14 protein-coding genes, 1 tRNA gene, 1 other RNA gene and 1 pseudogene are annotated in these 15,325 nt (G+C 66.1%); 11 read left to right on the top strand and 6 right to left on the bottom strand.

The window, feature by feature from the left end; genetic code table 11:
- Nucleotides 1–21 precede the first annotated feature (21 nt).
- The 3 genes from ACX80X_RS07570 to ACX80X_RS07560 all read left to right on the top strand — a co-directional run bounded on the left by ACX80X_RS07570 (nucleotide 22) and on the right by ACX80X_RS07560 (nucleotide 2,107).
- Nucleotides 22–552 (top strand): GNAT family N-acetyltransferase, encoded by a 531-nt coding sequence (locus tag ACX80X_RS07570; protein ID WP_252603146.1) that lies wholly within the window; start codon nucleotides 22–24, stop codon nucleotides 550–552.
- A gap of 169 nt (nucleotides 553–721) precedes the next feature.
- Entirely contained in the window at nucleotides 722–1,429 is a 708-nt protein-coding gene (locus tag ACX80X_RS07565) for a DsbA family oxidoreductase (RefSeq protein WP_252603173.1), read from the top strand.
- A gap of 48 nt (nucleotides 1,430–1,477) precedes the next feature.
- On the top strand, nucleotides 1,478–2,107 hold the full coding sequence (locus ACX80X_RS07560) for a TetR/AcrR family transcriptional regulator (RefSeq protein ID WP_252613963.1): 630 nt from the start codon (nucleotides 1,478–1,480) through the stop codon (nucleotides 2,105–2,107).
- 24 nt (nucleotides 2,108–2,131) lie between these two features.
- Here the strand turns inward: ACX80X_RS07560 and ACX80X_RS07555 are convergent, their stop codons facing one another.
- Together ACX80X_RS07555 and ACX80X_RS07550 are read right to left on the bottom strand one after the other, a co-directional pair.
- Nucleotides 2,132–2,803: a LytR C-terminal domain-containing protein gene (locus tag ACX80X_RS07555; protein ID WP_252603152.1), complete on the bottom strand. Its 672-nt coding sequence runs from the start codon at nucleotides 2,801–2,803 to the stop codon at nucleotides 2,132–2,134.
- The gene (locus tag ACX80X_RS07550; protein WP_181577293.1) at nucleotides 2,796–3,095 is read right to left on the bottom strand and encodes a type II toxin-antitoxin system VapB family antitoxin; all 300 of its coding nucleotides are present in this window, start codon (nucleotides 3,093–3,095) and stop codon (nucleotides 2,796–2,798) included. The genes ACX80X_RS07555 and ACX80X_RS07550 overlap by 8 nt, the downstream gene beginning before the upstream one ends.
- 149 nt (nucleotides 3,096–3,244) lie before the next feature.
- Between ACX80X_RS07550 and ACX80X_RS07545 the strand changes: the two genes are divergently transcribed.
- Both ACX80X_RS07545 and ACX80X_RS07540 read left to right on the top strand, forming a co-directional pair.
- Complete coding sequence (locus tag ACX80X_RS07545; protein WP_252603155.1) at nucleotides 3,245–4,174, top strand: hypothetical protein; 930 nt, start codon at nucleotides 3,245–3,247, stop codon at nucleotides 4,172–4,174.
- A 281-nt stretch (nucleotides 4,175–4,455) separates the two neighbouring features.
- Nucleotides 4,456–5,871, top strand: coding sequence for a stealth family protein (locus ACX80X_RS07540; RefSeq protein ID WP_374210059.1), 1,416 nt, complete (start codon nucleotides 4,456–4,458; stop codon nucleotides 5,869–5,871).
- A 63-nt stretch (nucleotides 5,872–5,934) separates the two neighbouring features.
- Here ACX80X_RS07540 and ACX80X_RS07535 read toward each other — a convergent pair whose 3' ends face one another.
- Nucleotides 5,935–6,867: a phosphodiesterase gene (locus tag ACX80X_RS07535; RefSeq protein WP_252603158.1), complete on the bottom strand. Its 933-nt coding sequence runs from the start codon at nucleotides 6,865–6,867 to the stop codon at nucleotides 5,935–5,937.
- Between the two features lie 122 nt (nucleotides 6,868–6,989).
- Nucleotides 6,990–7,517 (bottom strand): glutathione peroxidase, encoded by a 528-nt coding sequence (locus ACX80X_RS07530; protein ID WP_308216219.1) that lies wholly within the window; start codon nucleotides 7,515–7,517, stop codon nucleotides 6,990–6,992.
- 130 nt (nucleotides 7,518–7,647) lie between these two features.
- Between ACX80X_RS07530 and ACX80X_RS07525 the strand changes: the two genes are divergently transcribed.
- Nucleotides 7,648–8,241 (top strand): hypothetical protein, encoded by a 594-nt coding sequence (locus tag ACX80X_RS07525; protein WP_252603182.1) that lies wholly within the window; start codon nucleotides 7,648–7,650, stop codon nucleotides 8,239–8,241.
- A 74-nt stretch (nucleotides 8,242–8,315) separates the two neighbouring features.
- Here the strand turns inward: ACX80X_RS07525 and ACX80X_RS07520 are convergent.
- A pseudogene (locus ACX80X_RS07520) lies at nucleotides 8,316–8,669 on the bottom strand (M23 family metallopeptidase); the annotation flags it as partial.
- A 493-nt stretch (nucleotides 8,670–9,162) separates the two neighbouring features.
- On the opposite strand from ACX80X_RS07520, the gene ACX80X_RS07515 reads away from it, so the two are divergent.
- A complete protein-coding gene (locus ACX80X_RS07515) occupies nucleotides 9,163–10,080 on the top strand; it encodes an oxygenase MpaB family protein (RefSeq protein WP_252603161.1) in 918 nt (305 codons plus the stop codon).
- 102 nt (nucleotides 10,081–10,182) lie between these two features.
- On the opposite strand, the gene ACX80X_RS07510 is transcribed toward ACX80X_RS07515, so the two are convergent.
- Nucleotides 10,183–10,270, bottom strand: a tRNA-Ser gene (locus tag ACX80X_RS07510).
- Nucleotides 10,271–10,582: 312 nt separating this feature from the next.
- Here ACX80X_RS07510 and ACX80X_RS07505 point away from each other — a divergent pair.
- From ACX80X_RS07505 to recR, 4 genes are all read left to right on the top strand, one after another.
- The gene (locus tag ACX80X_RS07505) at nucleotides 10,583–10,909 is read left to right on the top strand and encodes a hypothetical protein (protein WP_459311640.1); all 327 of its coding nucleotides are present in this window, start codon (nucleotides 10,583–10,585) and stop codon (nucleotides 10,907–10,909) included.
- A 205-nt stretch (nucleotides 10,910–11,114) separates the two neighbouring features.
- Nucleotides 11,115–11,211, top strand: an RNA gene (gene ffs, locus ACX80X_RS07500) — signal recognition particle sRNA small type.
- A 66-nt stretch (nucleotides 11,212–11,277) separates the two neighbouring features.
- Nucleotides 11,278–14,592 carry a DNA polymerase III subunit gamma and tau gene (locus ACX80X_RS07495; RefSeq protein WP_459311638.1) on the top strand — a complete coding sequence of 1,105 codons (3,315 nt, stop codon included), beginning with the start codon at nucleotides 11,278–11,280 and terminating at the stop codon, nucleotides 14,590–14,592.
- Nucleotides 14,593–14,655: 63 nt separating this feature from the next.
- On the top strand, nucleotides 14,656–15,255 hold the full coding sequence (gene recR / locus ACX80X_RS07490) for a recombination mediator RecR (protein WP_252603170.1): 600 nt from the start codon (nucleotides 14,656–14,658) through the stop codon (nucleotides 15,253–15,255).
- Nucleotides 15,256–15,325: the final 70 nt, after the last annotated feature.

Below are 15,325 nucleotides of genomic sequence, written 5' to 3'. Positions count from 1 at the left end.
AAGCGCACGTAGAATCCCTGCATGACCCACACGATTCGAAAGGCAACAACGGACGACGCCGGCCGGCTCGCCGACCTGGCGGCCGTCACCTTCCCGCTGGCGTGCCCGCCGTCGTCGTCACCCGAGGACATTGCCGCGCACTTGGCCAACACGCTCAGCGAACGGCACTTCCGGGAGTACCTGGCGGATCCTGATGTCACCATCCTGGTCATTGACGCGGACGGGGCGCTCAGCGGCTACAGCCTGCTGTTGAACCGGCCAGCAGAGGATCCGGATGTCGCGGCGGCGCTGAAAGTCCTGCCCTCCATGGAGCTCAGCAAATGCTACGTCCACCCCGAACACCACGGCCTGGGCGCGGCCGGCGAACTGATGCACGCCAGCCTCCGGGCGGCGGCAGAAGCGGGCGCGGCCGGAGTATGGCTGGGGGTCAACAGCCGGAACGCCCGGGCCATCCGGTTCTACGAAAAGTCCGGCTTCCACAAGGTGGGCAGCAAGTCCTTCCGGCTGGGAACCACCGTGGAGCACGACTTCGTCCTCGAACGCGCCGTCTGACCCCACCCAACGCGACACACCCACCGCCCACACCCAGCGCGAATACCCAGCGCGAAGGGACACTTGAGGCCGCGCGGCTGAGGGCCTCAAGTGTCTGTTCGCGCTCAATGGTGACCAATCTGACACCCCGCCGCGGAATGGCCCCGGGGCAGGCGGGGTTGTGGCAAGCATGAAGATTGAGATCTGGTCAGACGTCGCGTGTCCGTGGTGCTACATCGGCAAGCGCCGGTTCGAGGCCGCCCTGGCCGAGTTTCCGCACCGCGACGCTGTTGAGGTGAAGTGGCGCAGCTACCAGCTGGACCCCACCCTTCCCGAGCACTATGACGGCACCGAGCTGGAGTATCTGAGCACGCGCAAGGGCATGGCCCAGGCGCAGGTCTCGCAGATGTTTGACCACGTCACCGAGCAGGCCAAGGGCGAGGGCCTGAACTACCGGTTCGACCAGGTGGTGGTGGCCAACAGCTTCACCGCCCACCGACTGATCCACCTCGCGGCGCAGCACGGACAGCAGGATGCCGCGAAGGAACGCCTGCTGAGCGACCATTTCGAGCACGGCAAGGACATCGGCAGCGCCGAGTACCTCACCGCCCTGGGCCAGGAGCTGGGCCTCAACACCGATGACGTCGCCGAGCTCTTCACCACGGACAAGTACGCCGACGACGTCCGCTTCGATTTCGAGGAAGCCCGCGCCCTGGGCATCACGGGCGTCCCGTTTTTTGTCATTGACCGCAAGTTTGGCCTCTCGGGTGCCCAGCCCGCCGAAACGTTCACGGCGGCGCTCAACCAGGCCTGGCAGGAGACCAACCCCCTGGTTCTGGTCACCGCCGCGGACGGCAACGACGGCGAGGCCTGCGGCCCGGACGGCTGCGCGGTCTGACACGGCCCGATGAGAGAGTTTACTGACACATCGCGGTAAAGTGTCTGCATGCCCAGGATTTCGGCGGCCAACAACGCCGCGCAACGCGCCGAGACTCAACGCAGGGTCCTGACAGCGTTCGGGGAACTCCTGTTCACGCACGGCCTGCCCGGACTGACCATGACGGACGTCGCCCGGCATGCCGGCGTGGGGCGGACCGCGGTGTACAACTATTACGCGGACATCGAAGAACTCCTGATCTCCTACGCCCTGGATGAGACCGAGCGCTTCCTCGCCGAACTCCGGGAGTCTCTGAGCAGGCTCGAGAACCCCGTCGAACGGCTGGCCCTGTACGTGCGCACCCAGGTGGAGGACCTCAGCCGCCGCCACCTCCCGCCCGGACCCGCGATGGCGGCGGTGCTGTCGCCGTCGTCCTTTGCGAAACTGGCCGACCACGTGGGTGAACTTAGCGTCCTGCTGCAGGGCATCCTCCGGGACGGCATGGCGCAGGGGTACCTGCCGCAAGCGGACATTGGCCAGCAGGCGCAGCTCATCCACGGCACGCTCTCCTCCAGCGCCGCACGCGGCAGCAACGAGCCCGCCGAACTTGAGGCCCGGATCGCCCGGACCGTGCGGTTCATCCAGCTGGGCGCCGGAGCAAGGTTCGACGACGACGGCGCACCCCTGCGCATCAGCTAGGGCGTGGGGGCCTAGAGCCTGGGCCTAGGGTGTGGCGCCGGCCGTCGGAATCACCGGCCACTTGGCATCGTCCGCGATCCGCCGGCTTTCACGCGGGCAGCTGAGCGTCCCTGGCGTCTGGTCCACACGGTCCGCGGCGGCCAGCTCTTGGAAATCGCTGGAAAGAATCACGTCAACGCTGGCGTCCGTCCGGCCGTCCTGGAAGTAGTCGGAGCCGGGCAGGTTCCGTTGGACGCTGAAGGCCGCAGACTGCCCGGCAGCCCCTGAAACCACCGCAGCCACGCCGCGGAAGCCGGCCTCCGTGTTGGCCACGGCACCCACCACAAACTTACGGACCAGCAACTCATCCGCCACGGAGCGGGCCAGACCGGGGCGGCTGGTGGAGTTGTAGACGTTGAGGTTGATTTTGTCGTTGGGGGTGTAGTCAAAGGTGGCCCCGGGACAGGTGGTCCGGGGCTCATTGCTGCCCAACGTCGTCGGAAGCTTCAGCTGTCCGCTCATGATGGCCAACGCAACGATGATGGCGCCGGCAATGAGGCCCAGCAGCAATACCAGGACCACTCCATGCACCACGCGGCGGCGCACCCGCACCGGGTTGTCGGGGTCTCCGGCAGCCTCAAACGTGGCCCGCAGTTCGGGGCCGGTGACAACGTGGTGGCCGTGCAGGACGCTGGCGTCCTTGGGTTTCCTAGCCATCTATGACCAGCACGCGGGCGTGGATGGCGGTCCGCTGGTGCAGCGCTGTCCGGACGGCGCGGTGCAGCCCGTCCTCCAGGTACAGGATTCCCTGGTACTGCACCACGTGGGGGAAGAGGTCTCCGAAAAAGGTGGAGTCTTCGGCCAGGAGCGCTTCGAGGTCGAGCGTCCGTTTGGTGGTCACCAGTTCGTCCAGGCGGACAGGGCGCGGCGGCAGCGACGCCCACTGTTTGGGCGTGTTGAAACCATGGTCGGGATACGGGCGTCCCTCGCCCACAGCTTTGAAGATCACCATGCCACCCTAAGCAGCTTGGGGGCCCAAGAGAAGTGTCCGGCCCGCAGCATCCCAAGGTTGTAGCCAAACAGTGACCATCTGTCACATGCCGTGGACATCGCGCCGCCGGCGCAGGATCAGAAGCCCGTGGCTGACACAATGGAGCCATGACTGCACCCGAATTCCCTGCCAGCACCACGCCCGGCGTCCGCCTGCCGTCCACCCCACCCCTCGCCCTCCTGCTCGACGTTGACGGACCCGTGGCCAGCCCCGTGACCCGTAACGTGAAACCCGGCATCATTGCCGATCTCGTGGCGCTGGCCACTGCCGGAATTCCGGTCATTTTCAATACCGGCCGCTCCGATACCTTCATCCGGGAGCAGGTCATGGAGCCGATGATCGCCGCCGGCATTCCCGCCGGGACAGTCATCCACGCCATTTGCGAGAAGGGCGCCGTGTGGTTCAGCTACACCGCCGCCGGGCCCGGCCCCATCCACGTTGATCACGAACTGGCCGTGCCCAAGGCCTACGGCGATGACGTCCGCCGGCTCGTGGCCGAGGACTACTCCAGGCACATGTTTTTTGACGAGACGAAACGTGCCATGGTGTCCGTTGAGCAGCACATCGAGGTGCCCTCCGCCGACTACCTGGCCGAACAGAAGCTTTTCGACTCCGACGCCATGGACCTCATGACCCGCCACGGCATGGGCGTGGTCCGCCTGGAGCACCACGCACCGAATTCCGACGACGAGGTGGACTACCGCGTCGATCCCACCATCATTTCCACCGATATTGAGTCAGTGCGGCTGGGCAAGGACCTCGGCGCCAGCCGCGCCGTGGAGTTGCTGGCGGCACAGGGCATCACGCCGCTGGCGTGGCGGACGGTAGGTGATTCCCGCACGGACTACGCCATGGCGGACTGGCTCCACCACAATGACCACCCCGTAAAACACGTTGATGTCCGCCCGGCGGACGGCGTTCCGGTCAAGCCCTATGACGTGTTGACCGCCACCGATCTCGGGCTTGGGGAAGATGTCATTCACGACGACGCCGGCGGAGCTTACCTGCGCAGCTGGCGGGAGGCCATGGCCGGCTGAGCCCGTCCCCGGCCGGCGGCGCCCGTTTGAGACTGCCATTTTGGGGGTCGCGCTATTATTCAGATAAGAACGCTTACCATTTAGCCGCGACGGAGACAACCATTACAGAAGCACCTGTCCAGGACGAGATCTACTACGGCGGCCAGGCGTCCGTAGAACCGCGCACGCATGCGGAGGTGACATCTCCGGCTGCTGAGGCGCGGCTCAAGCACCGGCCGGACGTCGTCCGGCACAAGGGCAGGTATGCCCTGATCAACCACAACCGGACGCCGTACCAGGCCATGGTTGAGGACCTGCTGTTCCTGCGGGGCGTCCTCGCGGAGGCCGGGCTGGACTACCTTTTGGTGCGCGGCAACAACGACCGTCCGGTCATCGCCCTGGACTGGAAAGACCGCAAGAAGCTGCGGGCGGCCTTGGTGGAAGCCTGCCGCAACGAGCCCGTGTACTCCATGACCGTGGACGCGAAAAAGAAGTCCTCCGTGCTGGTTGCCGACGGGGATCTCTCCCCCAACCGTCAGGCCCGCATCTTCCGCCTCTACCGTCCGCGGGTTGAACCCGACGGCGGTTTCGAGTTCGGTTCCTCCGCCGGCGTCCAGATTGAGCTCTGGAGCTTTGAGGGCGATCAGCTGATCCTCCCGATCGAAAACTCCCTGACCCGCCGCACCATGCAGTCCCAGGACGCTGTCCGCGGGACGGTTGAACGGTACGGCCACACCTGGCCCACCATCGAGAACATGTTCGCCGACCATGCCAGCGACATCAGCTTCGACATCGACCTGGTGTTTTCGTGGGTTGATGGCAGCTCTCCCGAATACATCGCGGCCCGCCGTGCCCAGCAGCAGGGTGTGGTTCTCGGCGAAGGCGACGACCACGAAGCCCGCTTCCGGCAGATCAACGAACTCAAATACGCCCTGCGCTCCGTCTACATGTTCGCGCCCTGGATCCGCCGCATCTTTATCGCCACAGACTCCCCCGCCCCGGAGTGGCTCGCGGAGCACCCGTCGGTGACCATTGTCCGCAGCGATGAGTTTTTCGCCGATCCCGCAGTGCTGCCCACGCACAACTCGCAGGCAGTGGAATGCCAGCTCCACCACATCGAGGGCCTCTCCGAGCACTTCCTCTACTCGAATGACGACATGTTCTTCGGCCGCTCGGTGGGCCCGGACATGTTCTTCACCCCGGGCGGCGTCACGAAGTTCATCGAGGCCGAGACCCGGATCGGGCTGGGCGACAACGATGCCGAGCGCAGTGGCTTCGAGAACGCCGCCCGCGTGAACCGCAAGCTGCTCTGGAACCGGTTCGGTCGGATCACCACGCGGCACCTGGAGCACACCGCCGCCCCGCTGCGGCGCAGCGTTGTGGCCAGGATGGAGCGTGAGTTCCCGGAGGAGTTCCAGAAGACGGCGGCGAGCAGGTTCCGCGCCGCGGACAACATCTCGGTCACCAATTCCTTCTACCACTACTACGCGCTGCTGACAGGCCGTGCGGTCACGCAGACCGCAGCCAAGGTGCGTTACGTGGACACCACCGCCCGCGCCGGGCTGAACTCCCTGCCCAAGCTGCTGGCCAAGCGGAACATGGACTTCTTCTGCCTCAACGACGGCAGTTTCCCCGAAGTCCCCGCGGACGAGCGCGCCGAGACCGTGACCGACTTCCTGGAGAAGTACTACCCCATCAAGGCGCCCTGGGAGCTCTGACGCTCGCAGCCCTGACGTTGGTCGCGCCCACGTCAGGGCTTCCGACCCGCCGGGCTTTGCGCGCTAGATAGCGTAGTTCGGAAGGGCTACCTTCCTGACGCCTCCTGTTTTGGCGTTGTCAGGGATGCTGACGCCCGCCGCGGCCAGTCTCTCGGCAGTCATTTCCGAGGTGACATGCTCGCCGACGGTGGCCGCGCGCCCCAGCGGAACCACGGAGTGGACAATGGTGTGCTCGTACACGTGTACCAGGTTGAAGGCCTGCCCGCCGTCCCGGCCGCGGGTACCGCCCACGGCGACGTTGAGGTCCTGGGTGTAGCACGTGGCCGAGGCGACGGAGACAGGAATCCCCGCAAAGGTGGCGGTGGTCGAGTAGTGCAGATGCCCGGCAAGAATGGTCCGGACGTCGGAGTTGCGGACCACGGAGGCCAGGCTTGCCTGGTCCCGCAGTTCCACGAGCACGGCAAGGTCCAAGACCGACGGGACCGGCGGATGGTGGAGCGCCAGGATGGTGCCGTCGGGGGCCGGGGTATCAAGCTGGCGGGTGAGCCACCCCAGCTGTGACGGGCTTAGCTCGCCGTGGTGGTAACCCGGGACCGAGGTGTCCATGGTGATGATGCGCAGGCCATTGATGAAGTAGCTTCGGTCCACCGGCGCATCGCTCGCCGGCTCGTCCAAGAGCCCGGTCCGGAAGTTGGCGCGGTTGTCGTGGTTGCCCATGGCCCAGATGACTTGGGCGCCCATGTCTTCGCAGGCGGGATCAACAATGGCCCGGAGCTTTGCGTAGGCTTCAGGGTCGCCTTGGTCGGCGAGGTCGCCCGTGAAGATCACGGCCTCGGGCCGGGCACCGGAAGCCTTGACCTCTTCAAAAAGCTGAATGAGCTTGGCTTCGCTGTCGACTGCGCCGTGAAGGGGATCCGGACCTCCCAACAGGTGGGGGTCGCTCAGGTGGAGAAGGAAGTGGCGTGGCCGGGGGTGTTCGGCCTCGATGTGCTTCATTGCTGCCTCTGTGGTTGGTGGGAAACGGCGTTTCCCTTCTACCCTTCAGTAACTATTATCCAATCAGACAATTGGCAAACTGTGGGTAAATTGTTGCGGCCAAGTTGGAAAAAACTAAAGAATTAAGCCCAGGAAAGTTCGGTTGTGGCCGCCGGTCCGTCAAATTCTGCCAGTGCCACTTCAATTGCATCGATGACCTCGGCGGAGTCCGGTTCGACGGTGGGCGCGAAGCGTGCCACCACCTCGCCCTCGCGGTTGACCAGGAACTTCTCGAAGTTCCATTTCACCAGGCCGGGCAGCACACTGGTTTTGAACCTGGTCAGCTCGGCATAGAGCGGATGCTGGTCCTTACCACGCACGTTGGCCTTGGCCGTCAGCGGGAAAGTGACACCGAAATTCCGCTCGCAGAACTCGGCGATCTCGCTGTCGTTGCCTGGCTCCTGGCCGGCGAACTGGTTGCACGGAACTCCGAGCACATCGAAGCCGCGGTCGCGGAACTTCTCGTATAGCGTCTCCAGGCCCGCGTACTGCGGAGTGAAACCGCACTTTGACGCCACGTTCACAACCACCACCACGTTGCCCTTGAACCGGCCAAAGTCGGTTTCAGTGCCGTCGTTGAGAGTGAGCGGAATGGTGTACAGGTCTGTCACAGCGCCGTCCTTGAAAGGTTGGTCATGCAGGTGATTCGTTGCCAACCATCAAGGGTACGGGTGCAGTCTGGGAGTTCTCTGTCAGGGTCCCGCCGACTCGGACCATGTTGCGGTGTCGGTAGGCGTGGCGGTGGATGTAGCTGTCGTAGAAGACGAGGGCGAGGGCGACGCTGTTTCGGCTGAGGACCCGCTACTCGTTGTTGCTGTTGGCTCCACCGTTGGCGCCGGCGTCGGCGTCAGGCGCGAGGTAGGCCTGAACGGCCACGACCTGGAGGCAGTGGGCGTCGGAGACGGCGACGCGCTCGTCGTCGGCGCAGGCGAAGTGCCCGTGGGGGCAGGCGAAGTGCCCGTGGGGGCAGGTGAGGTGCCCGTGGGGGTGGGTGACGTCGTCGTCGGCGTGGCGCTTGAGGTTCCCGTCGGCGTCCGCGTTGCCCGGGGCGTGGAAGGCGTCGGGGAGGGCGATGCCGTCGAAGTAGCTGATTCTGTCGCAGATTCTGTCGCTGTTTCAGTCGCAGTCGGGTCCGGCGATGCGGATTCCGGCGAGGTAGCGTCCGGCGACGGCTCGTCCGTGGGTGCCTCGTCCGGCGGTCCCGACGTTGTCACTGATCCCTCCACCGGCGGCGGTTCGGACAGTTCCTCTTCGCCGCCCAGGACCGTGTGGCTGTTGTCCTCTGCGACCGGGATGGCCCAGCGTTGCGCGCCGACGTCCACGGGTTTGGCATAGCTGACCATGGCTATATCCTCGAGTTCGTCCAACTGACGAATGCGCAGAAGTGTCCAGTTCAGCGGGCTGGTGTGCTTGCCGTTGAGGATGGTTTCGAAATGCAGATGGCAGCCGGTGGACCATCCCGTGGTGCCCACACGGGCAATGACCTGGCCCACCTGCACGGAGTCCCCCGTCCGGACCGCCACAGCCTCCAAGTGGTTGTACGTGGTGATCAGCCCGTTGCCGTGGTCTAGTTCCACGCGGTTGCCGCCGCCCCAGGGGTGCCACCCGGCGGCCCGGACCACGCCTGCGTCGGCCGAATAAACCCTGGTGCCGCAGCCTGCAGCGAAGTCCTGGCCGAGGTGGAAATCGCCGTCCGCACCGGTGATCGGGCTGACCCTGTACCCGAATGGAGAGCTTGAAGTGAGGAGCTCAAGGGGCGCCATGAGGGACCCCTCCGGGGGGCGGGTGAGCCCGGTGGCGGCCACGTTAAGCGGAGCGCTCCCGCCCTTGGCGATCGTCCTGACCACTGTGCGGTTAAAGGGAACCAAGGCCCGGCTGTCCGTCAGGAAAGCACCGGCCAGCCCAGGCAGGCCAACATGTCCGGCACCCGCCGGCGAAGCTGCCGGGCGGAGTTCAACGGGGGACGATCCAGGGAGGCCGACGGCGCAGAGTGACGCGGCAACAACGGCGCTGGCGGCCAGCACGCGCACAGCTATGGCACAGCCGCCCGCGGGCTCCTTCTCCCGGCCGGATCCCCAATGATTGCCCACTCGTCACTCCCGGGTTGGCCCGCCAGACCCCGGATCCAGACGGACTTACCATCTCATGGGACCACAAAGACCCGGGCCTGTGAACCCCCGCGCCGGTCCCGCTGCGGACATTATGTGGATCACCCCTCAGAACCGTGCCCGCCGGCTTCTGGGCGAGAATAGTGACATGCGAAATTTCCTCAGGGAATGGCAGGGCGAAATCAAACGGGTATTCACCGGCAGCACTGACGGTCAGCCCGCTTGGGTTCCGCGGCTGGCCGAAGGGGACGACGCCGGCTATCACCTTCCCGGCTCGGCCGTCTGGGCGGTGCACGGCTCCATGACCACCATTGTGGCTGGGGTCCGCGCGCTCCTGATGCAGGCCTTGCACCCCGGGGCGCTGGCGGGAATCCACGAGCACTCCGACTTCCGCGCAGATCCGCTCAGCCGGCTGGCCCGGACCATCCGCTGGATCTTCACCGTCACCTATGGCCCACAGGCCGCCGCCGACGAGGCTTCCGCCCGGGTCCGTCGGCTGCACGAGCCTGTACAGGGGACGTACGGTGACGGGCAAGGCGGCGAGCTGAGCTACTCGGCCAACGATCCGGAACTCGCCCGCTGGGTCCACATCGCGTTCGTGGACGCCTTCCTCTCGGCCCACAAAATCTGGGGTGCCGGGATCCCCGGCGGCCCCGACGCCTATGTCCGTGAGTGGGCCCAGGCCGGACGGCTGATGGGCGTGGAGGATCCGCCCCTGAGCGAGGCCGAAATGCGGGAGCAACTGGACCGCTGGTATAAGAACGGTGAGCTGGTGGCGGACGGCAGGGTTGCCGAGACCGTTGAGTTCATCCGCAACCCGCCACTGCATCCGCTGCTGCGCCCCGGCTACCGGATCATCTTCGCCGGCGCCGTCTATAGCCTTGAGCCGAAGTACCGCCGCATGCTGGGGCTCCAGGTCCCCCGGCTGGGGCCGTTCCCGCTCCCCGTGAGGCTGGCAACGAAGGTGACTCTCGGCGTCGTACATCTTGCCCTTGGACGCGGGCCCGGACCCAGCGAACAAGCGGCCCGGGAGCGCCTCCACCGCCTGGGCTACGCGGGCACGTGACCTGGCCGCCGGGCTGGGCAGCTGGGCTCCAGCCATGGGTCATCGCCTGGCTGGAGGACAGCAAAAACCCGGCCCTGACGAGGTCAGAACCGGGTTTTTGGCTGGCGGAGAATGGGGGATTTGAACCCCCGAGGGCGTTAACCCAACACGCGTTCCAGGCGTGCGCCATAGGCCGCTAGGCGAATTCTCCAGCTGCTTCTGAATCAAAAGCAGACACTAGACTACCTGAACTTTCCGGCATCGCCCAATTGGGCCCGGCGGACTGTTACCGCCGCCGGGCAGCCCGGACGCATCTGGCCCGTTAACGTCAAAATGGACGCCCCCAATGCGCCCATTCCTCCGATACACCGTTGAGCTGCCGGGTCCGGCCCTCCAGCCAGGCCCCGCAGCTCACAACCTTGAGATTGCCCCAATCGGTGTACATATCCATGATCGGCCCTACCCGCCGGATAAGCAATGAAAATCGCTGCCCATTAGCCTGCCTTCTTGGCAGGCTGAGGCCATGACACAGCTGCACACCCTGGTGGTTTACGTTCCGGAGACACACACGGAGCCGCTGCTCGCGGCAATCGGGGACGCCGGCGCGGGCAGGATCGGGAACTATTCGCACTGCACGTTCACCTCCCCCGGCACCGGGTGCTTCACTCCGTTGCCTGGCGCCGAGCCGTTCATCGGGGCCGTCGGTGCGGTCGAACGCGTGCCGGAAACCCGGGTGGAGTGCGTTGTGGAGGAAGAGATGCTCGACGCCGTTGTGCTGGCCCTGCGCGCGGCGCACCCTTACGAGGAGCCCGCATTCATGACCTGGCCGGTGGACGGCTGGCGCCGCTAGCTGGCGTCCGGGCCTTTGAACCCGCTTTCGCCTTTGCGCCAGCTTTCGCGGCCGTGGCCCGCTTGAGCGGTGGGGGCCAGCACCGCTCAAGCGGGTCCGGGCAGCTCATCAGGAAATTCCGGGCCGCGAGTGGGCACCCGACCGGGCCACGGCCGGCCGCAGTCCGGGCCGTCCGGACCTTCCTGAATCTTCGGGTAAACTTGTCTGCGGCCCCTCATGTGGCGTCATCCTGTTGAACTCCCCCAGGACCGGAAGGTAGCAAGGGTAAACGGGCTCTGGCGGGTGCATGGGGGGTCTTTACTATTTCCCCACAGGGCGGCCGTCCGCGAGGGATCCTGATTGTCTGCCCGGATTGGTAGGGTTTTCTCGTGACTGTTACTACCACCGCCCTTTACCGCAGATACCGCCCGGACTCCTTCGCTGACGTTATCGGGCAGGAACATGTCACCGAGCCGCTGATGACGGCACTGCGGAAAAACCGTGTCAACCACGCCTATCTCTTCTCCGGCCCACGCGGTTGCGGAAAGACCACCTCCGCCCGCATCCTGGCCCGCTGCCTCAACTGCGCCCAAGGCCCCACAGATACGCCCTGCGGTACGTGCCCTAGCTGCATTGAACTGGCCCGCGGCGGCTCAGGCTCCCTGGACGTCATCGAGATCGACGCCGCCAGCCATGGCGGTGTCGACGACGCCCGCGACCTCCGCGAGCGCGCAACGTACGCTCCGGTCCGCGACCGCTACAAGATCTTCATCATCGATGAGGCCCACATGGTCACCTCTGCCGGGTTCAACGCCCTGCTGAAGATCGTTGAAGAGCCGCCGGAGCACATCAAGTTCATCTTCGCCACCACGGAGCCGGACAAGGTCATCGGCACCATCCGCTCCCGCACGCACCACTACCCTTTCCGGCTTGTCCCGCCGGAGCCGCTGATGGCGTACCTGGAGCTGCTCTGCAACCAGGAAAACGTTCCCGTGGCTCCCGGCGTTCTGTCGCTGGTGGTCCGGGCCGGCGGCGGCTCCGTCCGCGATTCCCTGTCCGTGCTGGACCAACTGATGGCCGGAGCCGGACCCAACGGCCTCGACTACGAACTTGCCGTAGCCCTCCTCGGCTACACCCACGCATCGTTGCTGGATGACGTCGTGGAAGCTGTGGCCGCCTCAGATGCCGCCACCGTTTTCCGGGCTGTGGACCGCGTGGTGCAGACCGGCCACGATCCCCGCCGCTTCGTCGAGGACCTGCTGGAACGCTTCCGCGACCTCATCATCGTCCAGGCCATGCCCGAAAGCGCCCAGGTCATCCTCCGCGGCATGCCTGCGGACCAGATCGCCCGGCTCCAGAACCAGGCGCACAACCTCGGGGCTTCCGAACTCTCCCGCGCCGCTGATGTCACCAACACTGCGCTGACCGAGATGACCGGCGCCACGTCTCCGCGCCTGCACCTTGAGCTTCTCTGCGCCCGCATCCTGCTCCCCAGTTCGGAACAGACGGAACGCGGCATCGCTGCGCGGATCGACCGCGTGGAGCGGCGCCTGAATTACGCCGGGAACGACGTCGGCGCTCCCGCTCCGGCTGGTGCTGCGGTTTCGGCTGGACCCGCTGCGGTTTCCGCGGTGCCGACAGCGGCAACTCCGGCTCCTGCTGCACCTGTTTCCGTACCAGCAGCTTCCGCGCCGGCTCCTGCTGCACCCGTTTCCGTACAACCAGCTTCTGCGCCAGCCGTTTCTGAGGCGCCCGCTGCGGCGCCGGTTGCTGCGCAGCTGCCTTCAGGGCCAGCGGCTGCCGGTCCCGGGTCGGCCCGGCCACAGGTATCCGGAGCCGAACAGACCAGGCCGTCGCTGACGCCGCCCAGGGTCAGCACCAACGACTGGCCGGTTGACGAGTCCACAGGCAGGCCGCCCGCTCCCACTCCGCAGGCATCCGGTCGGCCCACCCGAGAGACCGGGGCAGACGCCCCCCGCACAGTTTCCCCGGCTACCCCGCCGGCAAGCACCGACGCTGTCACGGCTCCTGCCACTGCCGCACCGACCGGTGCGACAGGAACTGGCGCGGCAAGCACTGGGGCCGCCGGGACAGGCGACGTCGAAGTCCTGCGCCGTGCCTGGCCGGAAGTTCTGCAGACACTCTCCAAGATCAAGCGCAGCACGTGGGCCCTGGTTGAGCCGAACGCCCAGGTGGGTGCATTTGACGGCCAGGTCCTGACACTGTCGTTCAGCACTACCGGGTTGGCTGGCGCCTTCGGCCGGGCTGATCACGCTGAAAACCTGCGGCAGGCGATCCACAAAACAGTGGGCATCGACTGCCAGATCACCGCAGTCGCCGGTGGCACCAACAGGGCAGCGAGCGCTGAGCCAAACCCAAAAGCTCCCGCTAGTCCGGATGCCAGCCCGGAAGCTCCGGCCAGTTCAGCCGATGTCGCGTGGGGCCTGGCCCCTGCCAGCGCCGTTTCCACGCCTGACGTCCTGGCCACCGCGCCGGCACCTTCGCCAGCCCCCTCCTCCGCGACGCGTGCTCCCGAACCGGCCGTGCCTCCTGCCACTGCTGCACCTGCACCGACTGCAGGCGCGGCAGCTATTGCGGAAACTGTCCAGCACACTGGCGACGTCAGCGCGTCGGCAGCCACTGAGGCCGCCCAGGTACCAGCCGCCCAGGGACAGCCGGTACCAGCTGAGCCGGATGCCACCGCCGGTTCGTATGCCTACTCCGATGACGACTGGGGTCCCCCGCGCGACGAAGATGCTCCGCCGCTGGACGAGGAACCACCCATGGACTGGGATCCCTCGGCTGCGGCTGCCCCACGCCTGTCGCCTTCACAGCCTGAGCCTTCAGCGGCCGCACCCGCCAAGCGGCCCGCTCGAGGTGCTTCAAAGGCTGCAGCAGCAAAGACCTCCCCAGCTAGCAGGTCCTCCGGTGCGGCATCGGCCGCTCCTTCACAACCCGATCCGGCACTGGATCCGTGGGGCCGGGCCGTCGAGCAGGCGCCGGGCGTATGGGTGGTTGGCACCGAGCCCAATGTTGGCAAAAGCCTGAACACGTCCGTCCCGGAACAGGCCACGGAAACCGCTCCTGCGCCCAGCTACGAGCCGGCCACCGCCCAGGTCCCCAAGACGTCAGCTGTCGTCAGCCAGTCCGATGCCGACGCCAGCTGGGGCTTGCCGCCCGTAGCCCCCACCGCAACCACCGAAATCCCCGCACTATATTCAGCAGCACAACATTCAGCTGCACCGCAGAGCTCCGCGCCAGAGACCCCCGCGCTACAAGGCCCCGCACCAGAATCCGCGGCGCCCAACAACCCGGCGCCAGCCAGCCAAGCCCCGGCAGCTCCGGCAGTCCCGCCAGTGGAAGCAGCCGTTCCCGAACCGGCTGAAGTTCGTGAGTACGCCATGGCATCGACTGCTCCGGCTGCCGCACCCCTGCAGCCGGCACCGGCGACATCCGAGTCCGCTGCTGCCGCCCGGCAGAGTCTTTACCAGCGCCTGTCCAACAGCCCCGAGGCCGAAGCCGGGCGTGCCAAGGCGCCGGCCAGGGCTGCCGCCGCAACCTACGTCCAGGACATACCGAGCGCGGACGATGAAACCATCGAGGAATCCGGTGTCTTTGGACGCGCCGCCGTCGAGCGTATTCTGGGCGGGAAGCTGATCGAGGAGCGGTCCCCGGACGGAAGCCCCATCGTTGCGAGGTTCTAGGCACCTGGCGCACGTACTCCCGCAACTCCATTCACTACCCAAGCCAAGCCAAAAGAGGAAAACGTGTACGAAGGTGCAGTCCAGGAGCTGATCGACGAGCTCGGACGGCTTCCCGGTGTTGGTCCCAAATCCGCCCAGCGGCTTGCCTTCCACATCCTCGAAGCGGACCCGCAGGACATGAAGCGACTCGTGGAAGCCATCACCATGGTCAAGGAACGCGTGAAGTTCTGCACTGTATGCGGCAACGTCACCGAGCAGGAACTGTGCAACATCTGCCGGGATCCCCGGCGCGACGCGTCAGTCATTTGCGTAGTGGAGGAGTCCAAGGACGTCCTCGCCGTGGAGCGCACCCGGTCCTTCCGCGGCCGCTATCACGTGCTGGGCGGAGCCATCAACCCCATTGCCGGCGTTGGGCCCGAGCAACTGCGGATCCGGGAACTCCTGACCCGGCTGAACGACCGCGCCATCCAGGAAGTCATTATCGCCACCGACCCCAACCTCGAAGGCGAAGCAACGGCCACGTACCTGGCCCGGATGCTGAAGACAATCGGCATCGTGGTGACCCGTCTGGCCTCCGGGCTGCCTGTGGGCGGCGATCTTGAGTACGCCGACGAGGTCACCCTCGGGCGTGCATTCGAAGGCCGCCGCAACGCCCTGACCTGAGCGGACCTGCCCCTGACCTGGTCAGGCCGACAGGCTAGGCAGACAGGCTAAGGAAGACCGGGGCCGGGCT

The organism is Pseudarthrobacter sp. MDT3-1, from assembly GCF_054510755.1.
The sequence above is the reverse complement of the archived record's forward strand: the minus strand, read 5'-3'. Positions and strand labels throughout refer to the sequence as shown.